The sequence below is a fragment of the Pseudomonas sp. WC1 genome (genome assembly GCF_050586565.1).
Taxonomy (GTDB): Bacteria; Pseudomonadota; Gammaproteobacteria; order Pseudomonadales; family Pseudomonadaceae; genus Aquipseudomonas.
This window is the reverse complement of record NZ_JBOBDQ010000005.1, coordinates 86,265-107,760: the sequence shown is the minus strand read 5'-3', so window position 1 is coordinate 107,760 and position 21,496 is coordinate 86,265. Positions and strand designations below refer to the sequence as shown.

Sequence of the window (21,496 nt, the reverse complement as noted above, 5' to 3'; positions counted from 1 at the left end):
GGCCATGGCCAGCACCCTTCCTTCACACATCAGCGTAAAGGTGGCCGGCACCGAACTCTGCCTGCTGGCGGAAAAAGCCCTGTGGTGGCCAGAGCGGCGGACCCTGTTGATCGCCGACCTTCATCTGGGCAAGGCAGCCGGCTACCGGGCACTGGGCCAGCCAGTGCCCAGTGGCACCACCGCCTGCAACCTGCAACGCCTGGATGCCCTGCTGCAGCGCTTTGCCTGCCAGCACCTGGTATTTCTCGGCGACTTCCTGCACAGCGCCAAAGGCAGGACCCCGCGAACCCTGGCAGCGCTTGCCGAGTGGCGCGCCCGCCATGCGGCGCTGCCCATCACCCTGGTGCGCGGCAACCATGACCGACAGGCCGGTGATCCGCCGGCCGGGCTGGGCATCGAGGTGGTGGCCGAGCCGCTGCCACTCGGCCCGTTCGCCCTGCACCACGAGCCCTGCGCGCACCCGCAGCGGCATGTACTGGCGGGCCATGTGCATCCGGCGTACCGCCTGCGCGGCCGTGGCCGCCAACAGGTGCGCCTGCCCTGTTTCCTGGTCGGCGAGCACCTGACCTTGTTGCCGTCGTTCGGCAGCTTCACCGGCGCGATGACGCTGCAGCCGGGAACGGGTCAGCGGGTCTATGTCATCGGTGATGGAGGGATCTGGGAAGTGCCCGAACAATTGAAGTGATACGAACAATTAACCGCGTGCAAATTTAAATATATTTACATATTCGATACAGCTGCTTACATCTGCTCATAGCCCATTAAAATTGTTTCACCAAAAACCTGCATAACTGCGCCAACAGTTAATTGAAATAACCATCGGCCCGCCAGACAATGACTCGCCGCCCTGCTCTTCGCCGCTATCTGCCTGCGCGGTGCAGGGCCATGATTCCCAAACGACGCGCTTACCGAGGTGATATCGGCTCGCGCCATGCTTATCAAAAACCCAATAGCTCCGGACTTGAATTAGTCGCACGAGCAAACTTTTCACGTAACTTTCACACCCATTCCAAAGAATGAAGCACTGGCAAATTACTTGCCGAGGAAACCCATGAACACCCCCGCCATTCATACGCCCACCCTCCCGTGTCCAGCCCAGGAGCGTATTCTGCTGACCGGTGCCACAGGTTTTCTCGGTGGCGCCGTCGCCGCCCAGATGATCGCCGAAGGGCATGCCGAGGCCCTGTGCTTCCTCGTTCGCGCCGATAACCCGGCGCAGGGCCTGCAACGCCTGCGCGACAACCTGCGCCAGCACGGTGTCGACGACAGCCAGGGCCAGGCCCTGAGCGAAGCGCAGATCCTCTGCGGCGACTTCCTCGACACCACTTGGCTGGCTCGCGAGACGCCGCGTCTGATGCAGCTCGACCGAGTGATCAATTGCGCCGCCGTGGCCTCGTTCTCGAAGAACCCCAATATCTGGCCGGTAAACGTCGAGGGCACCTACGCCTTTGCCCAGGTGCTGAGCCGCTCCAGCCGTCTCAAGCGTTTCCTCCACGTCGGTACCGCCATGTGCTGCGGCCCACAGCGCGAGTCGCCGATCAGCGAATCGTGGGAGTTTCCCGAGGCCGCGCAGCAACTGGTGGACTACACCGCGTCAAAAGCCGAAATCGAGCGGCGCCTGCGCGAAGAGCTACCCACCCTGCCGCTGGTGGTGGCGCGGCCGTCCATCGTGGTCGGCCACCGCAGCCTCGGCTGCCAGGCCTCGGGGAGCATCTTCTGGGTGTTCCGCATGGGCTTCGCCCTGGAGAGCTTCACCTGCGGTCTGGACGAGCAGATCGACGTGATCCCGGTGGACTACTGCGCCGAGGCGCTGATCGGCCTGGCGCTCAAGCCACGCCTGGGTCATGACCTCTACCATATCTCTGCCGGCCATCATTCGGCCTGCACCTTCGCCGAGATCGACCAGGCCTTCGCCTTGGCCAATGGCGAGCAACCGGTGGGCGAGCGCTATCGCAAGGTCGAGGTAGACGACCTGAAATCGCTGGCCGGCGATTTCGAGACCCGCATCGGCCCGGCCAACCCACGGCTGGTGCTGCGTGCCTTGCGCCTGTACAGCGGCTTCGCCGACCTCAACTACCTGTTCGACAACAGCCGCCTGCTGGAAGAAGGCATTGCCATGCCGCCACGCTTCACCGACTACCTGGACGTCTGTGTCAGGTCGTCCAGCGGTGTGAGCATCGCCACGCAGATGCAGTGGGATTTCAAGTAATAAGCGTCACAGGGGCTGCTACGCAGCCTATCGCCGGCAAGCCGGCTCCCACAGGGACCGCGCAATTAGTAAGGCCTGCGCTGTATCTGTGGGAGCCGGCTTGCCGGCGATGGGCCGCAAAGCGGCCCCTATCGCTAAACTGACTGGCGTTAGCCACAGAGGTTGATTTACTTAACATATTCATGAAGCGCATGATCACCACTTCTCCCGTGGAGGTCATGCTGCCGCCGTATGCCTACGGTGTTGGACGCGATGGACAACTTGGCAGCCTGAAGCAAAACCCTGGCAGTCCCAGGCAAGACACCTACCTGTCGTTAGGTGCTCAATACCTGCAACCGCCAGCGCTTGTGCAAGCCGTGCTGTCCAACAATTCCAACTGTCCAGGCTGCGCCATGATCAACATCGAAACGCCGACGTACTACACCGCCACCAAGAAGTACAACCTCAGCTTCCCCACCCTGGAAAGCGACATCGAAGCCGATGTCGTGGTGATCGGCGGCGGCTTCTCGGGCATCAACACCGCCCTGGAACTGGCCGAGCAAGGCATCACCAATGTCGTCGTGCTCGAGGCCCGCTACCTGGGCTTCGGCGGCACCGGGCGCAACGGCGGGCAGATCATGGCCGGCATCGGCCACGACCTGGAGAAGATCAAGAGCAGCGTGGGCGACAAAGGCCTGCGCGAGATCTTCGAGATCAGCGAGCTGGGCGCCAGCATCATCAAGGCGCGCATCGCCCGCTACCAGATCGACGCCGACTTCTGCCACGGCTACGGCTACATGGGCTTCAACGCCCGCCAGGAAAAGACCCTGCGCGCCTGGGAGAAGGACTTCAAGGCCATCAACGGCAAGGACGAGATCCGCTTTCTCGGCGGCTCGGAGGTCAGGCAGATCATCGGCTCCGACGCCTACAGCAGCGCCCTGCTGCACATGGGCGGCGGCCACGTGCACTCACTAAACCTGCTGCTTGGCGAGGCCCAGGCCCTGGTCGGCCATGGTGCCCGGATCTTCGAGCACAGCCCGGCACTGGAGGTGCACTACGGCGAGCGCATCACCGTGCGCACCGGGCGCGGCTCGGTCAAGGCCAGCAAGCTGCTGTGGGCCTGCGACAGCTTCCTCAACAAGCTCGAACCCGAACTGCATGCGCGCACCGTCAACACCTATGCCTTCCAGCTGATGACCGAGCCACTATCGGACGAGCTCATCCAGCGCATCAGCCCGATCCGCGGCGCCTACAGCGATATCCGCCCGGTGATCGACTACTACCGCGTCACCCGCGAGAACCGCCTGCTGTTCGGTGCCGCCACGCCGTTCGTGGAGCATATTCCCAAGGACCTCAAGGCCTGGAACCGCAACCTGATGCTGAAGATCTTCCCCTACCTCAAGGACGTGCGCATCGACCTGGCCTGGGGCGGGCCGATGGCCACCAGCGCCAACCTGTTCCCGCAGATCGGCACCCTGAGCAACCGCCCCAACGCCTTCTACGTGCAGGGCTACTCGGGCTTTGGCGTCACCCCCAGCCACATCATCTGCAAGATCCTCGCCGAGGGCATGAGCGAAGGCTCGGCCCGCTATGACCTGATCAGTTCGGTCAAGCACGCGCGCATCCTCGGCAAGGACCATATCCGCCCACTGCTGCTGACCGCCGGCAAGACCGTGCATCAGCTGTCGGGCTTCTTCAACGGCCGCCGTTGATTCCTTTTGAACAAAAACCAGGAGAACCACCATGACCCTCACCGCCGTCCGCCAGGGTGTGCAGCTGTCCGAACTCGACGCCTGGGGCACCGTTGCCGACCTCGGCTCGACCATCCTCGAAGGCGAGGTAAAGTGCTACGGCAAGATGACCCACGGCGCCCCGACCGACCCGGTCAGCAGTGCCTATTTCGGCACCACCCAGGGCAAGTTCCGCATGGTCTATCCGTTCAGCGAGCAGGCGGTGATCGTGACCGGCGAGATCCAGCTGACCGATGAATCCACCGGGCAGGTGACACGCTACAAAGCGGGTGATGCGTGGTTCGTGACCAAGGGCACACCGGTGCTGTGGGAAGTGTTGAGCGAGACATTTGTGAAGCATTACCTTGCGCTAGCGTGATAAATCCTTGGGGCCGCTTTGCGGCCCTTTCCACGCGGTTTGTCGCAAGGACAAGCCGGCGATGCTTTAGCGCCCCGCCATCAACGCCATCGCTCGGAAATCCTTCGGCGACTGCTCGAACTGCTTCTTGAATGCCCGGCTGAAATGCGCCGAATCGGTGAACCCCCACTTGTAGGCGATCGAGGTGATCGACTCGCGCTTGAGGAACGGGTTGGACAGATCATCGGCGCTGCGCTTGAGCCGCGAGCGCTGGATGTAACGGCACACGCTGTCACCCTCCTCCTCGAACAACCGGTACAGATGGCGCACCGAAATGCTCAGGCGCTCGGCCAGGTTTGCCGGGGTCAACCCGGGCTGGCCCAGCGACTCGTCGATGACCTTCTGCACATAGCCCCGCAGGCTGACGCCGCCGAGCCCGGCCACCGAGCCGGGGTTGTCATCACCGCGCTCGAAGCCCGGCTCCAGCAGAGCGATGAACGCCGCCTGCAGCGCCTCGCCCTGGGTTGCCCCGGCCTCGTCGCCTTCACGGCACAGCTGGTCCATCAGCAGGTGCAGCATGCGCCCGCAGGCGTTGGTCGAGGAGATCTTGCCGAAGGTCGCGCCCTGCTTCGCAAGATGCTTGCGCACCTGCTCGCGGGACAGTGACAGCGAAACATGCTCGATCAGGCCGAACGGAGTGATCTCGCACGGGCCCACCGAATCCATCAACAGCAGCTCGCCTGGCGAAAGCTGGATACTCGCGCCGCCCTGGGTGATTTGCGAGTAGCCCATGCGCTGGCTGACCAGAAAGCAATGCTGGTCGTCGTCGCGGTCGGGGTTGTCGCCCAGGCGGCGGATATTGCCGGCATTGGTGCGCAGATTGGCCAGGGCCAGGCCGGCGCGGTTGTAGGTCGATATCTCGCCGATGAACAGCGAGCGGTTGAAGGCAAGTTCGGTCTGGAACTGGCCGCAGACTTTCTGCATGGCCGTCGTCCAGCGCTCCAGGCCGTCCTGGGGCGGGCTTGCGCTGTGAACTGAAGCGGGCTGGGGCATGGGCATGGCGACCTCCACAGCAACGGTTGTTGTTATGGAGTAATTGTTAACATGTTATCAATGAACGTACAACTGTCATCTCTTGTAGGAGCGGCTTCAGTCGCGATGCAGGTGTCGCGGTGCCTGGCACCCGCTTTGCGGGTGATCGCGGCTAAAGCCGCTCCTACAGGATTCAGAGGTCGCGCAGGGCGTACGCCAACCCGTCGAACGCCAGCCAGAGATGGTGGCGCTGTTCGGTTGTGAGGGGGATATAGCGACGCAAGGCGGGCATCCGGTTGACCACTTCGCTAGCGCCCATGTGCTCCAGGGTCACCTGCCACTGACTGTTACTGCAGTCGATGGCCAGGCGCTTGAAGTCCAAGGGCATCAGGGCGGCCTGCATTGCTGCCAGACGCGCCTTGAGTGCTTCGAACAATAGCCGGTCACCGCTGCGCAGGCGGCAGCCCAGCCCGCTGCGCCGCAGCATGCCGGTGTGGTGCAGTTCGGCGCGCAGCGTGCCCTGGCCACTGGCTGGCACGCGCAGGATGAACTCGCACATGACCAGGTGCATCAGCAGGTGGCTTTCGGTGCGCTCACGCACCTCGATACGTGGACCATCCTCGCGGTAGGTAAAGGATGCTGCGGATTGCAAATCCGGTATTCCGAGGTTGCGCCCCAAACGCGCCAGGGTCGCCCCGGGCCGATACCCGGCCGGAGCGCGTGGCCCGTTCAGGCGCTCAAGCCAGCTTGCCGACATGGCACACCTGCTCGCTATGAGGCTGACCGGGCTCGGCGGCGAACTCCTTCTCCAGCACATCCTCGACCCTGGCCGGCCGGAACGGGTTGACCTTCTGCACGCACAGGGTCCAGAACAGCGCGTAGACGGCGGTGGCGCCAAGCATCACGGCGAACGGCACATAGACATCGGCCGGGTTCATGCCCGGCGGGGTGATGAACCACATGCCCAGCAGGATGCCGATGCTGGAGACGATCTGCGGCAGCGGGAACAGCGGCGAGCGATAGGCCCGCGGCAGGTCCGGGCGACGGATGCGCAGGATCACCACCGACAGGGTCACCAGCAGGTACGCGGTACTCCAGGCGCATACCGCCGCCAGCACCAGGTGCAGGATGTTGTCGGTGTTGCCGCCCAGGTACCAGGCATGCAGGCACGGGATCAGCGCCACCACCAGGATGCACAGCAGCGGGGTCTTGAAGCGCGGGTGCAGGTAGGTGAACACCTTGGGCAACGCCCCATCCACCGCCATGCCGTAGAGAATCCGCGGCACCCCGGCCATCAGCGTGTTGATGGTGGCCGCGCCGGCGAACAGGAAGCCGATGCCCAGCCACACCGGACCGATATCGCCCATCACCTGCTCGGCGAAACGCGGGATGGCCATGGGGGTGTCCAGCAGGTGCACGCCGCTTGCCGCATCGAGCACCACGTTCTCCACCTGGCGCTTCATCGCCGCGCCGTAGATGAACATGCAACTGGCCACGCCGAACAACCCCAGCGCCATGGCCTTGGGCATCACCCAGGCCGAACGGCGCAGTTCCGGGGCCAAGGGGGTGACGAACTCGCAACCGACGAACATGAACATGGCCATGCCCACCAGCGACAGAATGGTCATCAGGTCGGTGCCGACCAGCGACACGCCGAATGGCCCTTCCAGCTCGACGGCGGGCGCGGCGATCAGGCCGAGCACGCCGAATACCATCAGCGTGGTCCACATGCCGAAGGTCAGCACCACCTCGGCGCGGCCGAAAGCGCTCACGCCAAAGGCGTTGAGCACGCCGAACACCAGCACGAAGCCCACCCCCAGCAGCCAGGAGCCGCCGGCCGACTCGGCCAGGGTATTGAGGTGCTCGAAGTTCACCAGGGCCATGACCCCGGACAGGATGGTCTCGGCGGTGCCGGCGAACACATGCACGATCAGGTACGCCGACAGGGTACCGGTGATGGCGAAAAAGCGGCCCATGCCGCAGTTGATGTAGTCATAGACAGAGCCGGTGGTGGGCAGGATCGCCGCCGCCTCGGCGAAGGTGGTCGATTGCGCCAGCATCATCACTGCGGCGATCAGCATGGCCACGGCGAAGGCGCTGCCGCCGATACCGAAGCCCATGGTCGCGGTGAGGATCACCGGGCTGGCCATGATCAGGCCGACGGTGCTTGCCAGCGCGGTGGGGAAGCCGACGCTGCCGCGGTTCAAGTGCTCGGTGAGCTTATTATTGGATGTCATGGGTGGGCCCTGGGTGGACGAGAGAAAGATGACCGCTTACCCGGCGCGCCGCAAGTGCTGGCGTGCGCCGGGTCTTCTCCGTCACTTTGCGGCCTTCACCCAGGCAGGTCTTGCCACTGGCTGCCGCTGACCTTGATCCGTGTTGCCAGGTGCCAGGCGATAGCCTTGCAGCGCTCTTGAGATCGAGCGCCGCCCGCGCGGCGCATCGCTGGCAAGCCAGCTCCCACATCTGTTTCGGGCCAGTCAGTCCTGTAAGGTTTTCGCTGTCCGCCTTAGCGCATGTCTTGAGACTGATGAAGCGTCAGTGGTGCCCACACTGAAACCGCATCGTACCCACAAGGCGTACAGCCGCGGCGGCGCAGGCATAACTGGCCCGAAACAGATGTGGGAGCTGGCTTGCCAGCGATGCGCCGCGCGGGCGGCGCTCGATTTCACAGGCACTGCAACACTGGCGTCGAACACCTCGACGCAGTTACCCCTGCGCGCAGCGATCCATCAGCTCATGCGGCAGGACCCTGGAATAGGCGCCTTGGTGATAGAGCAGCGGCGCCCCCCCTAGGTCGTCGAAGGCTAGTACCCGGCCAATGAGAATCCAGTGATCACCGCCGTCGATCTGCTGGAACTTCTCGCAGCGAAAACGCGCCGAGCAGCCTGGCAACAAAGGCGCGCCACCCTCGCCGGTCTCGTGCTCGATGCCGGCAAAGCGGTCTTCGCTGGGGCGGGCGAAGGTGTTGGACAGGTCGACCTGGTCGGCCGCCAGCACATTCACGGCAAAGTGCCCGGCAGCCTCGAACACCGCATGGCTGCTGGAGCGCTTGTCGATGCTCCAGAGCACCAGCGGCGGTTCGAGGGATACCGAGTTGAAGCTGTTGGCGGTGACCCCGACCTTGCGCCCCGCAGGGTCGGTGGCAGTGATCACGGTAACGCCGGTGGCGAAGTTGCCCAGGGCGCGGCGGAAGGCGCGGCTATCGAAGGGAATGGACATGCAAGGCTCCATCATTGTTATTGGTCTGGCTGGGGCGCTCTCACATTGCTCCAGCCATGTTCATCGGTTGAAGCTCAGGTCATCGCCGGATCCGGCTCCAGCCCCATCAGCTCGCGCCCCAGGATCTGCGCGCAGACGTCATAGTCGGTATAGGCGTGCGCCCCGGTCATGTGCGCATCGCGGAACAGCCGCTGCAGCTCGTTGCCGTCAAACCAGGCGCCACCGCCGGCCGCCTCCATCAGCCGATCCACGGCCTGGATGCACAGCTTGACCGCATAGCCCTGGTTGGTACGCCAGTAGGCCAGCTCCGTGCGCGTCGGGTACTGGCGGCGGGCGCTGTATTCGGCGATCTGCTCCCAGCTCTTTTCCAGCAGCGCGCGCGCCGCAGCGACCTGATGGGTGGACTCGGCCAGGCGCATAAGCGCCGGAGTGGCTGCGCCGACGGCGGCGCCGGTGTAGGCGCGCACGCGGTGGCGGGTCTTGTCCTTGAACGCCTCGAGCATGCGTTCGGCGATGCCCAGGCTGACCGTGGAGAAGCCGCTGGCAAAGTACGGCCGGTACGGGTTGAAGTAGATCGCGCTGTCCGGATACAGCCCGAAGCCCGCCGAGTGGCCCTCCATCATGTCCCTGGCCTTCTGGATGCGGTGCTCGGGCACGAAGGCGCGCTCGACGATCAGCGTGCGGCTGCCACTGGCGCGCATGCCGGCGGCGAACCAGTCGTCGCGGATCTGGTAGTCGCCGCGCGGCAGCACGGCGAAGCAGTAGTCCTGGCCGCCTTCGGGGTTGGTCCGGCGAAAGCCCATGATCGCCCACTCGGCATGATCGCAGCCGCTGCTCCAGCCCATCTCGCCACTGAACAGCACGCCGCCCTCGACCTCTTCGGTACGCCCGAACGGGGCGATGCTGCTACTGGCGGTGGCGTCCGGATCGTGGCCCCAGATCTCGTCCTGCAGGCGTGCCGGGAACATCGCCAACTGGTGGCTGTGGGTGCACAGCAGGCTCATCGCCCAGGCAGTGCTGGCACAGGCGCCGGCCAGCGCGGCGATGCATTCGGCGAACTGCGGCAGGCTGATCTCCAGGCCGCCGTAATGCCTGGGCAGGAAAGCCTTGTGCAGGCCGATGGCCTTGAGCGCGGCGATGTTCTCGGCGGGCACGCTGCGCTTTTGCTCGGCCTGGTCGGCGCGGGCGGCGATGGCCGGCAACAGGGATTTGAGGTCTTCAAGCAGGGAATTTGGCTTTTTCATGGTCTGGCTCATTGTTATTGGACCCTGGCGAGCGCTGCCTGAAATGCGCGACTCGCTGATGAATGCCGGGTCAGTATGGGAGCCGTGGTCGAGGCCGAAAATGCAACTTCCGCACCTCGGATTGCACTTTTCATGGGGTTGGCAGGCTGAGTCATGGTGGCTGGCATGGGCAGACAAGAACGCCCGTTTGCCGCGCTTTAACCTGCGCAAATCGGGCCGCTGCGGCCCATCGCGGGGCAGTCCACTGCCACGAAGTCCTCGGCAACCCACCCGGAGTCCTGCCATGAGCGATATCCCCCTCCTCCCCAGCGTCAGCGCCTTCCTCGCCCGTGACCACGGCCTGTACATCCACGGCAAAACGGTCGCCAGCCAATCCAGCGCCCGCATCACCGTGCACAACCCGGCCAACGGCGAAGCCATCGCCCAGGTCGCCAATGCCAACCCGGCCGATGTCGAGCACGCCGTCGAATCGTCCCGCCAGGGCTTTGCCAGCTGGTCGCGCACCCGCCCCGCCGCCCGCGCCGCGGTGCTGCTGCGTCTGGCCGACCTGCTGGAGGCCAACCGCGAGGAACTGGCCCAGCTGGAAACCCTGCAATCGGGCAAGCTGATCGGCATCGCCCGCGCCTTCGAGGTGGAGCAGGCCGCGCACTTCCTGCGCTACTACGCCGGCTGGGCCACCAAGATCACCGGCCAGACCATCACCCCGTCGCTGCCCTCCTTCGCCGGCGAGCGCTACAGCGCCTTTACCCTGCGCGAGCCGGTGGGCGTGGTGGTGGGCATCGTGCCATGGAACTTCGCCACCATGATCGCCCTGTGGAAGCTGGCCTCGGCACTGACCACCGGCTGCAGCATCGTGCTCAAGCCCAGCGAGTTCACCCCGCTGACCCTGCTGCGCATCGCCGAACTGGCCAGCGAGGCCGGCCTGCCGCCGGGCGCCCTCAACGTGCTGACCGGCGGTGGCCAGGTGGGCAAGGCGCTGGTCGAACACCCCGGCACCGACAAGGTGTCGTTCACCGGCTCCGTGCCCACCGGCATCGCCGTCGGCCAGGCGGCAATGGGCGCCAGGCTGACGCGGGCGACCCTGGAGCTGGGCGGCAAGAACGCCGTGGCGTTCCTGCCCGATGTCGACCTCGACAAGGCGCTGGACGGCATCATCGAGGCCGGTTTCCTGCACTCCGGGCAGATCTGCGCCGCCGGCGAGCGTTTCTACGTGCATCGCTCACGCCTTGACCCATTGCTCGACGCACTGTCCCAGCGCCTGGGCCGACTGAAGATCGGCTCCCCGCTGGACGAAACCACTCAGTTCGGTCCTGTGGCCAACAAGCCGCATCAACAGAGGCTCGGTGAGCTGTTCGCCACCGCCCGTGCCGAAGGCAACCGCATCGTTCATGGCGGGCGGCTTGGCGAAGGCCCGGGCTGCTTCGTCGAGCCTACCGTGATCCTCGCCAACAGCGCGGACGATACCCTGCTCAACCAGGAAACCTTCGGCCCGGTGGCGACCTTCCTGCCCTATGACGACGAGGACGAGTTGCTGCAGCTGATCAACGCCTCGCCCTACGGCCTGAGCGCGAGCCTGTGGAGCAACGACCTGGGCAAGGCCATGCGCCTGATCCCGCAGATCCAGGCCGGCACCCTGTGGGTCAACATGCACACCCTGCTCGACCCGGCGGTGCCGTTCGGCGGCATCAAGGCTTCCGGTATAGGCCGCGAATTCGGCTCGGCCTTCATCGACGACTTCACCGAGCTGAAGTCGGTGATGATCCGCTACTGACCATGGCCGGCGCCAACCACGACCTGGGCCGCTACTGCCTGCAGGCCTTCAGTCAGCAGGTACCGGCGTCGCTGGCGGCGTTCTACCGTATCGATGCCGGGCAGCAGGCCTGCGATTTCCTGCTGCAGGACCTGCAGGCGCCAATGCACGCCCGCTACCTTGCGCACTACCGGGCGTTCGACCCGTTACAGCCCGGGCGCTGCCTGGCCATCGGCCGGCCCGTGGTGTCGTTGCGCCAGGGCCTGGCCTGCTTGCCCGAAGCACAGGGCCGGACCTACCGCCGCTTCCTTGCGCAGCACCAGGTGGTGGACGTGGTGGAGATCATCGCCCAGGCGGATGGCCGCCCCGTGGCCGGCGTCTCGCTGCTGCGCAGCCCAAGCCTGGGTGAGTTCCGGCGCGACGAGCTTGAACGCCTGCTGCCCCTGCACGGGCTGATGCAGCTAGCCGTGGCCAGCCAGCCGCTGAGCGCCGGCCACGGGCACTTCGAACTCACCCCACGCGAACGGCAGATCGCCGAACTGCTGCGCTTGGGCACCAGCAACAAACTGCTTGCGCGCGCCTTGGGCGTCGGCCTGCCGACGGTGAAAACCCACCTGATCAACCTGTTCCGCAAGGTCGGCGTGCGCAACCGCACCGAGCTGGTGGCGGCCCTCTACCTGTGACTCAACCTTCCGGTTGATACCCCCGTGCGAAACGGCGCGGCACGCTGTCGGCATCCCAACACAGGAGTCAACAGCATGCCGAACCAAGCCGACTGGATCACCGTGGGCGCCCTCGCCGAGGGCTTCGCACCCGAGGCCTTCATCCTGCCGCAACTGGCCGACCTGACCGGGCGCACACTCACCCTGCACTTCGCCAATGGCTGGATCATCGAGCATCGCTTCGACAGCGAGCGCCTGCACTGGCATGCGGCAGACGGCCACAGCAGCGGCAGCGCCGGCTACCGAGCCACTTCGGTGCGCCCCGGCATCTATCTGGTCGATTTCATCAAGTACGAGGCCGGCCAGGCCTGGTCGGTGTCGCTGGTGCTCGACACCCACAACCAGGCCTTCACCGCCGTGCTCGGCCGCCTGCCCGATCAGGCGCGCACCCAGCGCGGCCTGTACACACTGGCCCTGGCCGGCGAGACGTTGACCGGCGTCGAAGCGCGCTTCCTGCACGGCAGCCTCGACCGCCCCTGGCAGGCCGGCGCCTGCCCCCACGCGCCGACCACCGAACTGGTGGGCCTGCGCAACCACTACCGCTACAGCCCCACCGAGGAATACGAGCACGTCTACCTGAATGCCGACTACTACAGCTGGCAATGCCTGAAGGGTGTCGAGCAAGGCCTGTGCGACACCGACCGGGCGTACTACTACAAGATCGCCGAGCAGCTGTACCTGTTCGTCTGGTGCGAGAAGATCGTGCCCACCCTGGGCCTGGTGATGATCGACCTGGCGCGGCACCGCAGCGACGGCAAGATCTTCGGCTACCAGGGCGGCGGCTTCGATGCGCTGGCCAACTTCCCGGTGTCATCCCATTGCCGGGTGCTCAACCGCACGGAGCATGCGCAGTGAACCGCAGCGTGCTGGTCACCGGGGCCGGCAGCGGCATCGGTGAAGCCTGTGTTTTGCGCCTGGCCCGCCAGGGCTGGCAGGTGGCGCTGGTGGGCCGCCGTCGTGAAGCGCTGGAGCGCGTCGCGCAGCAGTGCGATGGCCTGGTGCTGGCCGGCGATGCCGCAGACAGTGCCAACTGGGTGGGGTTCATCGAGCAGGTACGCGCGCGCTTCGGCGGCCTCGACGCGGTGATTGCCTGCGCCGGCGGCCATGGCCTGGGCGCGGTCGAGCAGACCAGCGACAGCGCCTGGCGCGAGGCTCTGCGTAGCAACCTCGACAGCGCCTTCCACACCGCCCGGGCGTGCCTGCCGTTGCTGCGCGAGCGGCGTGGCAGCCTGGTGCTGCTGGGCTCCATCGCCGCGCTGGGCGCCGGGCCCGAGGTGTGCGGCTACACCACCGCCAAGCATGCGCTGGTCGGCCTGACCCGCTCACTGGCCCGCGACTACGGACCATTCGGCGTGCGGGTCAACTGCGTCTGCCCGGGCTGGGTGCGCACGCCCATGGCGGATCAGGAGATGCAGTTACTGATGGATCACTATCAGGAAGACCTCGACGCTGCCTACCGCCGGGTCACCGCCGACATACCGCTGCGCCGCCCGGCCAGCAGTGATGAAATAGCCGCCGTGTGCCAGTTCCTGGTCGGCACCGAGGCCAGCATCCTCACCGGCGCGGTGATCGCCGCCGACGGCGGTTCGACCGTGGTCGACCTGCCGACCCTGGCCTTCACCCACCTGGAGCCGTCGGCATGAACACACCCTACGACTTCGAGGGGCGCACGGTGCTGGTCACCGGCGCGGCGGGCGGGATTGGCCAGGCCATCGTCGAAGGTTTCACCCGGGGCGGTGCCCAGGTGCTGGCCGTGGATCTCGATTCGCCAGCACTTGAGCGCCTGATGGAGGCACAACGGGCCCTGGGTCACGACGTGCGCGGGGAAACGCTGGACCTGGCCGACCCTGCTGCGATCGGCACCTTGCTGGCCAAGCTGGAACACCTGGATGTGCTGGTGCACAACGCCGCGTATTTCCCGCTCACCGCGTTCGCCAGGATTGACCCGGCGCTGCTGCAACGCACCCTGGCGGTGAACCTGGAGGCGTTGTTCTGGCTCACCCAGGGCGCCCTGCCACTGTTCCGCCACCAAGGAGGCGGCTGCGTGCTGGCCACCTCCTCGGTGACCGGCCCGCAGGTGGCCTTTCCGGGCCTGAGCCATTACGCCGCGTCCAAGGCCGGGGTCAACGGTTTCATCCGCAACGCCGCGTTGGAGCTGGCGCAATTCAATGTACGGGTCAACGGCGTGGAGCCGGGGATGGTGCGCACCCCGGCCATGGACAACCTCGGCGATACCGCCGTGAACGCCCGGATCGCCGCCAGCGTGCCCTTGGGGCGGCTGGGCGAGCCGGCCGATATCGCCGCGGCGATGCTGTTCCTGGCCTCCGACGCGGCCCGCTACATCACCGGCCAGACCCTGGTGGTCGACGGCGGCGCCACCCTGCCGGAGACCACCGCGAGCCTGTGATGGCGGCGACATGCAAGGGCGCTGGCAGCCACGGGCAAGACCACTGCCCGCGTTCCACGCGCTAATAGCCCGTCGCCTTTCGACACTGCCTCCACAACAACGCGGCACTCAAGACCGCACACAAAAAACGAGGATCGATCCATGCGTCTCACTCCACGTCACACCGCAATGGTCACGGCACTGACCCTGCTGGTCCATGGCCAGGCCAGCCCGGCCTACGAGCTGTACGCCGACGACGACAGCCACCTGAACGCCGATCTGCTCGCGGTCTGGGGCATGTTCAACAGCCGCCACAACTACGACGGCACCCCGGGCGGCTCGACCTGGCGCGAAGGTTTCATCAAGTACGGCCTCAGCGGCGACCAGGGCCTGGCCGGCAACGGCAGCCTGTATGGCGCCCTCAACTGGGTCAGCTCAGGCGCCTGGGGCGACGGCGACGCCGGCGGCAACCAGGACGGCTCCGAACGCACCACCAAGATCGAGGACGCCTACCTGGGCTGGCGCTCGGGCGACCTGTTCCCGTTGCTGGGCAAGGATGGCGTGGACCTGTCCGGCGGCCGCCAGGTGATCCGCCTGGGCAGCGGCTTCCTGGTCAACGACGACGGCCCCAACCTGGGCAAGGGCCCGGCCGACGGCCAGCTCAACCGCGGCGGCGGCTTCTATCTGGGCGCGCGCCACGCCTTCGACCGCACCGCAGTGCTGCGCCTGGGCGGCCAGGAGGGGCTGCATGGCAGCGTGCTGTGGCTCAAGTCCGACAACCGTGCCCAGGCCGAAACCGAGCTGGCGGCCGGCACCCTGGACTACACCCATGGCCTGGGCACCCTGGGCCTGACCTACATCCACGGCATCGACGTGGCCGACCAGTGGGCCAGCGAATTCCAGAAGGCCCGCGAAGGCCTGGATGTCTACAGCCTGCGCGGCGAAGGCAGTGCGGGCCTGGCCAACACCCGACTGGCCTTCGAATATGCCTGGCAGGACAAGCGCGGCGAGCATGAGACGGCCTGGTACGCCGAAGCGGCCTACACCTTCGCCAACACCCCCTGGGCGCCGCAGCTGACCTACCGCTACACCCGCTACTCCGCAGGCTGGGACCTGCTGTTCACAGGGCTTTCCCGCGGCTACGGCACCTGGATCCAGGGCGAGGTCGCCGGCAACTACGCCGGGCCGTTCAACACCAACAGCGGCATCCACCATGTCGGCCTGAAGGCCACGCCACGGGACAATCTGACCCTCGGCGCGCTGTTCTTCGACTTCGACACGGTGCGTAGCCGCGACACCTTGGACCTCGATGCGCAGGAGCTGGACCTGTATGTGGAATGGGCAGTCAACGAGCACCTGATCGTCACCCCGCTGTTGGGGCTGTTCAAGCCGCGCAAGGATGAAAGCAATGGTGGCAACCAGGTGGGTAGCGGGACCAACGTTTATAGCCAGCTGACGGTGGCGGTGCCGTTCTGAGTCATCGCGGGGCAAGCCCACGCCGATGGGCATCAGGCCCGAGGCATGGGAGCGGGCTTGCCCCGCGATGAGGACCTGTCAGCCCAGCAACAGGCTCAGGTCGGCGCCCTGCTCACCCAGCGGCGGGCACCAGTAATAGCCGCCGCTCAACGGCCGGCTGAAGCGGTACAGACCATCGACCACGCCATCCTCCAGCCCGCTCATGCGCCGCAGCTGCACCTCGAAGGCGTCCAGCGAGAAGCCCAGGGCGACGAACGCCAGGCCCGCGCCGCGTTCATCGGTCCAGGCCACCGAGCGCCGCACCACGAACGCCTCGGGGGCGAAGCTCTCCTGGGCGGTGCGCTTGACGTGAGCGGATTCGGGGGCGTCGTCGAGTTCTTCGTTGTCGCTCAGGCGGCGACCGATGATGTTGTCCTGCTCGGCCTGGGGCAGCGACTTGAAGTAGCCCAGGTCGTGCTTCCACAGCTGGAAGGCGGCAAAGCTCGAGCCCGACAGGCCTGGGATGTCGCCCGGCACGATGGCGGCAGCGACGGCGTCTGCGTCCACCGGGTTCTCGGTGCCGTCCTCGTAGCCGGTCAGGTCATGGCCGCCGCGGTGCAGGAAACCCTCGACGCTGTCGACCAGGCGCAGGGCCGGCGCCATTACCTGCTGCAAGGCCTGGGCGCGCAGGAACAGCTCGCCGCGCTCGGCACCGCGCAGCCACAGCCACAGGGCGTGCTGGGTCGCCGGATTCTCCACCACCGCGTCCAGTTGCGGGAAACTGCGCAGGCCCGGCACCTCGCGGCCCAGGGCCTTGGCCAGTGGCGCGCCGACGGCCAGGATCAGGCTGTGGCCATCGACCTGCGGCAACAGCTGATCCAGTACCGCGGGCAGTGCTTCCAGGGAATCGAGGGCAAAGAACAGGTGACGGGCATGGGCCGGCACCGGGGTGGAAAGCAGACCTTGCTGGAACGGCATGACGGGCTAATCCTCGGCAAAAGCGCGAATGCTACTGCCACAGGCCCGGCATCGCAACGCGACATGGCGTCACCAGGCCAGTAACAAACGGTTACCAAGATCGTCCAGACACGATTAGCTATCATTGCGCACCCACCTACACTCCTCGGGATCCTTCGCCCGAGAGACCGCCCATGACCGCCTCCCCCTTGCTCACCGCCCTGCTGCCGCTGGCCTTGGGCATCATCATGCTCGGCCTGGGCCTGTCGCTGACCCTCGCCGACTTCGCCCGGGTGGTGAAGTACCCCAAGCCGGTGGTGATCGGCCTGGCCTGCCAGATCCTGCTGCTGCCGCTGGTGTGCTTTCTGATCGCCAACGGCTTTGGCCTCGAGTCGGCACTGGCGGTGGGCCTGATGCTGCTGGCCGCCTCGCCCGGCGGTACCACGGCCAACCTGTTCAGCCACCTGGCCCACGGCGACGTGGCGCTGAACATCACCCTCACCGCGGTCAACTCGCTGATCGCCATCCTCACCATGCCGCTGCTGGTGAACCTGTCGCTGATGTGGTTCATGGCATCGGACCAGGCCATCCCCCTGCAATTCGCCAAGGTCATGCAGGTGTTCGCCATCGTCCTGCTGCCGGTGGCGCTGGGCATGCTGATCCGTCACTGGGCGCCGCGTTTCGCCGGGCGCATGCAGAAGCCGATGAAGATCGTCGCGGCGCTGTTCCTGGCCTTCACCATCGTCCTGGCCCTGGCCAAGGACTGGCAGACCGTGGTCGAGTACGCGCCGATCGTCGGTGGCGCCGCGTTGCTGTTCAATCTGCTCAGCCTTGGCGTGGGTTACTGGGTGCCACGCCTGTTGAACATCCCGAAACGCCAGGCGATCGCCATCGGCATGGAAATCGGCATCCACAACGGCACCCTGGCCATCGCGCTGGCCCTGAGCCCGTCGCTGCTGAACAACGCGACCATGGCGGTGCCGGCGGCGATCTACAGCCTGATCATGTTCTTCACCGCGGCAGGGTTCGGCTGGTGGGTCAGTCGCGGGCAAGCACTGGAGAACACGGCAGAGCAGCCATCGTGAGTCGAGCGCTGCCCGCGAAGCGGCCTCAGGCCTGCTGCAAGGCCCGCGGCCGCGCGCTGCGCTGTTCTGCCGCACCGCCCCGCGCCTTCTGCAGGTGGAAGTCGAAGGTCAGCTCGGCCACCCGTCCCTGCCCGCCCTCACGGAACACCACCTCGCCCACCAGCCCTTCACGGGTGGCATGGGCGAAGTCGTCCCACAGGTAACGATCACCGGCCAGGTTGATCTGCGTAGTCAGGTGCCGATGCCCCGGTGCCGAGATGAAAAAGTGGATATGGGCCGGACGCTGACCGTGGCGACCGAGCAGGTCCAGGCATTCCTGGGTCGGTCCCTGTGGGTCGCAACCGTAGCCCGACGGCACGATCGAGCGGGCACGGTAGCGACCTTCGGCGTCGGTGACGATGCGTCGCCGCAAGTTGTATGGAGACTGGCTCTGATCGAAGAACGAGTAAGTGCCACGGGTGTTGGCATGCCACAGGTCGACAGTGGCGCCGGCCAGCGGCTGGCCCAGGGGATCGAATACCTGGCCTTCGAGGAACATCACCGTGGCCACACCGTCCTCGCTGCCGTCGTCCATGCGTGCCTCGCCCTCGGCGATCGGCGCACCCGCCACATACAACGGGCCTTCGATGGTACGTGGCGTGCCGCCGAACAGGCCTGCCTGGGCGTCCTTGGCGTCCTGCAACAGGTCGAGAAAGTGCTCCAGGCCCAGCCCGGCCACCAGTAGCCCTGCCTCGCCGCGTCCGCCAAGGCGGTTGAGGTAGTCGACGGCGAGCCAGAACTCATCCTCGCTGACCTCCAGGTCCTCGATCAAGCGCGCGGTGTCCTGCAACAGCCGCTGGACGATACGCTTCAAGCGCGGGCTGCCCTTGTCATTGCCGAAACCTGCGGCTTGCTCAATGAACGCCTGCACATCAGGGTTTGCTGAAATCTTCACGGTCATGGTCGGGTACCTCGAGTTGTTCGTGTATGGGTCTCAGCGGTCATCGCCGTGGATCGACGAAGGGTGACGGCACAGGCCGGCGACCTCGATGTCCATGTAGGGGAACAGCGGCAGCTGCAGCAGCGTGTCGTGCAGGGCCTCGACGCTGGCCACATCGAACACGCTGTAGTTGGCGTAGTGGCCGGCGATGCGCCACAGATGGCGCCAGATGCCCTCGCGCTGCAGGCGCTGGGCCAGTTCCTTTTCCTCGGCCTTCAATTGCGCAGCCCTGGCCTGATCCATCTCGGCGGGCAGCTTCACGGTCATCTTCACGTGGAAAAGCATGGTGTCTCTCCTCTGTCTATCGGCGGGCGAAACGCGCCAGCTGCGCTTCGTCCAAGGTCAGGCCCAGGCCGGGCGTGGCCGGTACGTGCAGTTGGAAGTCGCGGTAGGCCGGCGCCTCGCGGACGATGTCCTCGGTCAGCAGCAGCGGCCCGAACAGCTCGGTCCCCCAGCTCAAATGGTGCAGGGTCAGGAAGGCATGGGCCGAGGCCAGGGTGCCGACGGCCCCCTCGAGCATGGTCCCGCCGTACAGGGCGATGCCGGCGGCCTGCGCAATCTGGGCGGTGCGCAGCACCGCGCGGGGTCCGCCGTTCTTGGCGATCTTCAGGGCAAAGACGCTCGCCGCGCCGTCACAGGCCAAGCTGAAGGCATCCTCGACGCTTTCGATGGACTCATCAGCCATGATCGGTGCCGGACTGCGCTGGTTCAGGCGAACCTGACCGGCACGATTGATGCGCGAAATGGGCTGCTCGATCAGGTCGATGCCATTCTCGCCCAGCACCTGGCAGGCGCGGATGGCCTGGGACTCGTCCCAATGCTGGTTGACGTCGACCCGCACGCTGGCGCGCTCGCCCAGTTCGCGCTTGATCGCCAGCACGTGCCGTAGATCCTGGTCGACCGGGTTGGCGCCGATCTTCAGCTTGAACACCCGATGGCGGCGGATTTCCAACATATGCTCGGCCTCGGCGATGTCCTTGGCGGTGTCGCCGCTGGCCAAGGTCCAAGCCACCTCCAGGCTGTCGCGCAGCCGTCCGCCGAGCAGTTCGCTGACCGGCAGGCCCAGGCGCTTGCCCTGAGCATCGAGCAAGGCGCTTTCGATGCCGGACTTGGCGAAGGTGTTGCCCTTGGCGAGGGTGTCGAGCCTGAGCATGGCGGCATTGATGTTGTCCGCCGACAGGCCGCGCAACGCCGGGGCCAGGTGCGCATCGATATTGGCCTTGATGCCTTCGGGGCTTTCGTAACCGTAGGCCAGGCCACCGATGGTGGTGGCCTCGCCGATGCCCTCGACCCCGTCGCTGCAATGCAGGCGCAGGATCACCAGGGTCTGGCGTTGCATCGTGTGCATGGCCAGCTTGTGCGGGCGGATGGTCGGCAGGTCAACGAGGGTCGCCTCCAGCCGGTCGATGGTAGGGCTTGGCATGCCGGGCTCCAGTTCAGTCAGGGTAGGTTTCAGCGCACCGTGGCCGGCACGGCGATAAGCGGGTCGGGCGGCAGTCATCCGAGGTCGCCACCGCCCACCGGCAAGGTCACGCCGGTGATGTACGAAGCCTCATCGGACGCGAGGAAGAGGATCGCGCCGACCTGTTCATCCAGGGTGCCGTAGCGTTTCATCAGGCTGCTGGCGACGGTCTGCTCGACGATCTGCTGGTACCACACCCGCTCCTCACCGCTGTGCTCGGCCTCGTTGCGCGGGATGCGCCGGGTCGGCGCCTCGGTGCCGCCAGGCGCGGTGGCATTGACCCGCACGCCACGCCCGGCAGTCTCGAAGGCAAGGCAAGCGGTAAGCGCGTTGACGCCGCCCTTCGCCGCGCCGTAGGGCACGCGGTTGACCCCGCGGGTGGCGATGGACGAGACGTTGACAATGGCGCCCGAGCCGCGTTCGAGCATGTACGGCAGCGCGGCATGGCAGCACCACAGGGTGGGGAACAGCGAGCGGCGCACCTCGGCCTCGATCTGCTCGACCTGGTAATGCTCGAAGGGCTTGGCCCAGATCGTGCCACCGACGTTGTTGATCAGGATGTCGAGCCGGCCGAAAGCCTCCACGGCGCGGGCCATGGCCTGGGCGCAGTCGGCGTGCCGCTCCAGGTCCGCGGTGAGGGTCAGCATGCCCTCGCCCGCCAGTTCGTGGACCAGCTCGGAGCGGTCCACCGCTACCACCTGCGCGCCTTCGGCCTTGAGCCGCCAGCACACGGCGCGGCCGATACCCTGGGCGGCGCCGGTGACCAAGGCGATTTTGTTGTGGAATCGGGTGTGCATGGGGTTCTCCAGTGTGAGCCTGGTTTTCCAATGATGTCGCCTGGACAGGCAGCGCGGCCTGATGGCGAGGGCTTCGCTCTCGATCGCTGGCAAGCCAGCTCCCACAGGCGTTGCGGCCGCGCTTGCCAT

General features: G+C 66.1%; 20 protein-coding genes and 1 pseudogene. 11 read left to right on the top strand and 10 right to left on the bottom strand.

The features are described from left to right. Positions 1–4: 4 nt before the first annotated feature. From pdeM to ACQ4OD_RS03745, 4 genes are all read left to right on the top strand, one after another. Positions 5–685, top strand: coding sequence for a ligase-associated DNA damage response endonuclease PdeM (gene pdeM, locus ACQ4OD_RS03760; protein WP_430943898.1), 681 nt, complete (start codon positions 5–7; stop codon positions 683–685). A gap of 366 nt (positions 686–1,051) precedes the next feature. Continuing rightward, on the top strand, positions 1,052–2,209 hold the full coding sequence (cprA, locus tag ACQ4OD_RS03755; RefSeq protein WP_198754303.1) for a cationic peptide resistance protein CprA: 1,158 nt from the start codon (positions 1,052–1,054) through the stop codon (positions 2,207–2,209). A 392-nt stretch (positions 2,210–2,601) separates the two neighbouring features. After that, complete coding sequence (locus ACQ4OD_RS03750; RefSeq protein WP_430943897.1) at positions 2,602–3,900, top strand: NAD(P)/FAD-dependent oxidoreductase; 1,299 nt, start codon at positions 2,602–2,604, stop codon at positions 3,898–3,900. Positions 3,901–3,931: 31 nt separating this feature from the next. After that, positions 3,932–4,297 (top strand): cupin domain-containing protein, encoded by a 366-nt coding sequence (locus tag ACQ4OD_RS03745; protein ID WP_023631207.1) that lies wholly within the window; start codon positions 3,932–3,934, stop codon positions 4,295–4,297. A gap of 66 nt (positions 4,298–4,363) precedes the next feature. On the opposite strand, the gene feaR is transcribed toward ACQ4OD_RS03745, so the two are convergent. The 5 genes and pseudogenes from feaR to ACQ4OD_RS03720 all read right to left on the bottom strand — a co-directional run bounded on the left by feaR (position 4,364) and on the right by ACQ4OD_RS03720 (position 9,774). Continuing rightward, positions 4,364–5,329 (bottom strand): transcriptional regulator FeaR, encoded by a 966-nt coding sequence (feaR, locus tag ACQ4OD_RS03740; RefSeq protein WP_139671387.1) that lies wholly within the window; start codon positions 5,327–5,329, stop codon positions 4,364–4,366. A gap of 172 nt (positions 5,330–5,501) precedes the next feature. After that, complete coding sequence (locus ACQ4OD_RS03735) at positions 5,502–6,065, bottom strand: DUF3156 family protein (RefSeq protein WP_430943896.1); 564 nt, start codon at positions 6,063–6,065, stop codon at positions 5,502–5,504. Further along, positions 6,046–7,545, bottom strand: coding sequence for an APC family permease (locus ACQ4OD_RS03730; RefSeq protein ID WP_198754306.1), 1,500 nt, complete (start codon positions 7,543–7,545; stop codon positions 6,046–6,048). The genes ACQ4OD_RS03735 and ACQ4OD_RS03730 overlap by 20 nt, the downstream gene beginning before the upstream one ends. A 475-nt stretch (positions 7,546–8,020) precedes the next feature. Beyond that, positions 8,021–8,530, bottom strand: a pseudogene (locus ACQ4OD_RS03725) (flavin reductase family protein); the annotation flags it as partial. Positions 8,531–8,604: 74 nt separating this feature from the next. Beyond that, positions 8,605–9,774, bottom strand: a complete 1,170-nt coding sequence (locus ACQ4OD_RS03720; protein ID WP_198754307.1) for a p-hydroxyphenylacetate 3-hydroxylase oxygenase component — start codon at positions 9,772–9,774, stop codon at positions 8,605–8,607. 283 nt (positions 9,775–10,057) lie between these two features. Between ACQ4OD_RS03720 and ACQ4OD_RS03715 the strand changes: the two genes are divergently transcribed. The 6 genes from ACQ4OD_RS03715 (at position 10,058) to ACQ4OD_RS03690 (ending at position 16,108) form a co-directional block, all read left to right on the top strand. Continuing rightward, a complete protein-coding gene (locus ACQ4OD_RS03715; protein ID WP_139671217.1) occupies positions 10,058–11,545 on the top strand; it encodes an aldehyde dehydrogenase family protein in 1,488 nt (495 codons plus the stop codon). Positions 11,546–11,547: 2 nt separating this feature from the next. Then, positions 11,548–12,207: a helix-turn-helix transcriptional regulator gene (locus ACQ4OD_RS03710; RefSeq protein WP_198754309.1), complete on the top strand. Its 660-nt coding sequence runs from the start codon at positions 11,548–11,550 to the stop codon at positions 12,205–12,207. 75 nt (positions 12,208–12,282) lie between these two features. After that, positions 12,283–13,101, top strand: a complete 819-nt coding sequence (locus ACQ4OD_RS03705) for a molybdenum cofactor biosynthesis F family protein (RefSeq protein ID WP_430943895.1) — start codon at positions 12,283–12,285, stop codon at positions 13,099–13,101. Continuing rightward, a complete protein-coding gene (locus ACQ4OD_RS03700) occupies positions 13,098–13,889 on the top strand; it encodes an SDR family NAD(P)-dependent oxidoreductase (protein ID WP_430943894.1) in 792 nt (263 codons plus the stop codon). Before ACQ4OD_RS03705 ends, ACQ4OD_RS03700 begins: the two co-directional genes overlap by 4 nt. Continuing rightward, positions 13,886–14,653 carry an SDR family oxidoreductase gene (locus tag ACQ4OD_RS03695; RefSeq protein ID WP_430943893.1) on the top strand — a complete coding sequence of 256 codons (768 nt, stop codon included), beginning with the start codon at positions 13,886–13,888 and terminating at the stop codon, positions 14,651–14,653. Before ACQ4OD_RS03700 ends, ACQ4OD_RS03695 begins: the two co-directional genes overlap by 4 nt. 168 nt (positions 14,654–14,821) lie before the next feature. Continuing rightward, positions 14,822–16,108 (top strand): hypothetical protein, encoded by a 1,287-nt coding sequence (locus ACQ4OD_RS03690; RefSeq protein WP_430943917.1) that lies wholly within the window; start codon positions 14,822–14,824, stop codon positions 16,106–16,108. A gap of 78 nt (positions 16,109–16,186) precedes the next feature. Here ACQ4OD_RS03690 and ACQ4OD_RS03685 read toward each other — a convergent pair whose 3' ends face one another. Further along, positions 16,187–17,065, bottom strand: a complete 879-nt coding sequence (locus ACQ4OD_RS03685; protein WP_198754313.1) for a Dyp-type peroxidase — start codon at positions 17,063–17,065, stop codon at positions 16,187–16,189. Between the two features lie 173 nt (positions 17,066–17,238). Between ACQ4OD_RS03685 and ACQ4OD_RS03680 the strand changes: the two genes are divergently transcribed. Next, a complete protein-coding gene (locus ACQ4OD_RS03680) occupies positions 17,239–18,129 on the top strand; it encodes a bile acid:sodium symporter family protein (protein ID WP_430943892.1) in 891 nt (296 codons plus the stop codon). A gap of 25 nt (positions 18,130–18,154) precedes the next feature. Here ACQ4OD_RS03680 and catA read toward each other — a convergent pair whose 3' ends face one another. The 4 genes from catA to ACQ4OD_RS03660 all read right to left on the bottom strand — a co-directional run bounded on the left by catA (position 18,155) and on the right by ACQ4OD_RS03660 (position 21,367). Continuing rightward, entirely contained in the window at positions 18,155–19,069 is a 915-nt protein-coding gene (catA, locus tag ACQ4OD_RS03675) for a catechol 1,2-dioxygenase (RefSeq protein ID WP_198754315.1), read from the bottom strand. A 33-nt stretch (positions 19,070–19,102) separates the two neighbouring features. Beyond that, positions 19,103–19,393, bottom strand: coding sequence for a muconolactone Delta-isomerase (gene catC, locus ACQ4OD_RS03670; RefSeq protein WP_198754316.1), 291 nt, complete (start codon positions 19,391–19,393; stop codon positions 19,103–19,105). Between the two features lie 16 nt (positions 19,394–19,409). Further along, entirely contained in the window at positions 19,410–20,531 is a 1,122-nt protein-coding gene (locus ACQ4OD_RS03665) for a muconate cycloisomerase family protein (RefSeq protein ID WP_198754317.1), read from the bottom strand. A gap of 74 nt (positions 20,532–20,605) precedes the next feature. Then, a complete protein-coding gene (locus ACQ4OD_RS03660; protein WP_198754318.1) occupies positions 20,606–21,367 on the bottom strand; it encodes a 1,6-dihydroxycyclohexa-2,4-diene-1-carboxylate dehydrogenase in 762 nt (253 codons plus the stop codon). Positions 21,368–21,496 lie beyond the last annotated feature (129 nt).